The sequence below is a fragment of the Deinococcus marmoris DSM 12784 genome (assembly GCF_000701405.1).
In the GTDB taxonomy this organism is placed as follows: domain Bacteria; phylum Deinococcota; class Deinococci; order Deinococcales; family Deinococcaceae; genus Deinococcus; species Deinococcus marmoris.
In genome coordinates, this window is sequence record NZ_JNIV01000215.1 from 1 (window position 1) to 2,154 (window position 2,154).

Annotated in this window: 1 protein-coding gene; it reads right to left on the reverse strand. The window is 62.3% G+C overall.

What is annotated here, in order from left to right:
- Positions 1–1,838 (reverse strand): Agd3-related carbohydrate-binding protein (locus Q319_RS0123275; RefSeq protein WP_211252421.1); only part of this gene is annotated, 1,838 nt, incomplete at its 3' end.
- Positions 1,839–2,154 lie beyond the last annotated feature (316 nt).

Sequence of the window (2,154 nt, forward strand, 5' to 3'; positions counted from 1 at the left end):
TACTTGACCAGCGCGGCGCGTGCCCAGTCGCTGGCCAGGCTCTTGCCAGCGGCGTACTGGCGCAGGTTGGGCTGGTGCATGTAGTGCGGGAAGGCGTGGCCGCCCAGAATGTGGTTCAGGGTCAGGTCGCTGTCCTTGTCCATGATCTCGTCGTAACTCAGCGCGTGGTCCCAGTACGGGCGGATGCCGCCGGGCGCGTAGATGCTGTTGTAAGAGGCTGCCGCCTCGTCTGGGGTGGTGACATGGTAATGCACGTTGGTGGGCCAGCGCGGTACCAGGAAGATGTTGGGATTCAGCGGGTGCTGGACGCCGCAGGTGGCGCACGAGTCGTCGCGCTGGCTGGCAACGCTGTGGTCCGATGCGATATACCGCATCCCGGCACTGACGGCAGCCGAGAGCAGATTGGGGTTGCTGCGGCCCAGCCCCAGATCCTGCTTGATTGGGTTGGTGCCGTTGTCGTTTTGCGTACCGTCGTCATTGGGGTCCATGTTGCCCAGGCCGCTGTGTTCGCCCGTCACCAGTCCCTTCCTGCTGACGGGCAGCCCCAGCTTGTTGGCAATCGTAATGTTGCCGTTGAGTTGGGTCTTGGCCGTCGCAAGGTCCATCACGTCCATACGTAAGTGGTCGCGGGTGTGATTCACCCAGTCGAAGCTGCCCTTGACGCACTTGGTCACGCTGGTCAGCAGGTCCGGCGTGCTGATGCCCAGGTTGCATGAGGCCGGAGCACTGGGGAAAGCGCCGCCACCGTTAAAAGCCATTGCATACAGGAAGGTCTGGGCCACCGGATAGGTCTGTCTGATATTGGTCTGCTGATCCCGCACCGAGAGCAGGTCCGAGCCGCTCAGGCGGAAGGGTTGTGGGTAGATCTGCCCGGTCTGCGCGTTCAGGTGGTCCCCAGCCGAGAAGTGGTCGTCAATGTCCACCTGCAAGAAACGGCGGTGTTCGCCCAGGTGGACGCCTCTGGTCAGCCACTGCACAAGGCCGTAACTCATCAGTTGGGTGTGACGCAGGTAGGGATTCTCGGCGGTGGTCAGCATCAGTCGTTCGCGCCCATCGGCGGCGGTGCTGGTGGCGGCCAGGACACGGCCCTGTGGATCGGTCATCAGGGGCGTGGTGGTGACACCGGGGATATCCACAACGGTGGCCGGATAGGTGTAGGCATACTGGACGGGCAGGGCCGTTCCGGTCAGGTCCTTGAAGACGCCCTTGCCCGCGCTGTTCGGAAGCATGGACGTGGTAGAGGTTTCCGCGCCAGGTACGGCCCGCAATCCATAGTCCTCCGGCGCAACGCCGGGGTAGCCGTACAGCGCCAGTTGACGCACCTTGTACGCGGCTTCGTACTGAAACAGGGTGTCCCACTCGCTGCTGTCCAGGGCACTGGTGTACACGCCTGGGCTGGTCTCGGCCACCAGGGCATTGCTGGTCAGGATCACGCCCTGGTACTTGCCACTGCCGTCGGCATTGATCAGGTTGCCCTGACCCAGCGGGGTCTGGCTGGCGTCCAGCACGTCGAACGGCACGCCGCCCTGCTGCAACATGGCGGTGGCGCTGTCCAGCCCGAAATCCCCTGCCCCGCTGCTGATCACCAGGACCCGCAGGTCCACGCTGTCGGTCTGGGCGTTGGCGGGGAGCGCCTGGGCGCTCAGCCGGTTGCCTTTAAGAACGGTGGCCTCGCCCAGGCGGGCGCGGGTGGGCAGGTTGCCCGGCTTGGGATCGGGGGGAATGATCGTGATTTCCTCAGCCTCGTCGCTGTGATCTGCGCGGTGGTCGCGGTTGTAATCACTCTGAGTGAGAATGGTCTGGCCCGAACCGTCAGGTCCGGCGGCGTCGTCAGGCACAGGAAAGTCTACGGCAGGCGGGGCTATGGTGACTTTCGATTCCGGGGACCCGGCGCAGGAGGCCAGGATCAGCGACAGGGTTAGGGCAGACAACAGGAATTGTTTCTTCATGGATGGACCCCTCTAAGTTAGGGTTCATCAAACGCTTCACAGCGATAAAGAAAGGTTAAAGTGCGTGACTTCATTCACTTGTAAGAAATCAACGCTCGCTCGATGGGGTCACCTTCAGTACTGGACAACTTGATGTTGACAGTGTTCTGAACGGCATTTTTGCCGTTTGGGCATTTGATCGTAGTCTGAAACGGCAGTAGGCGGC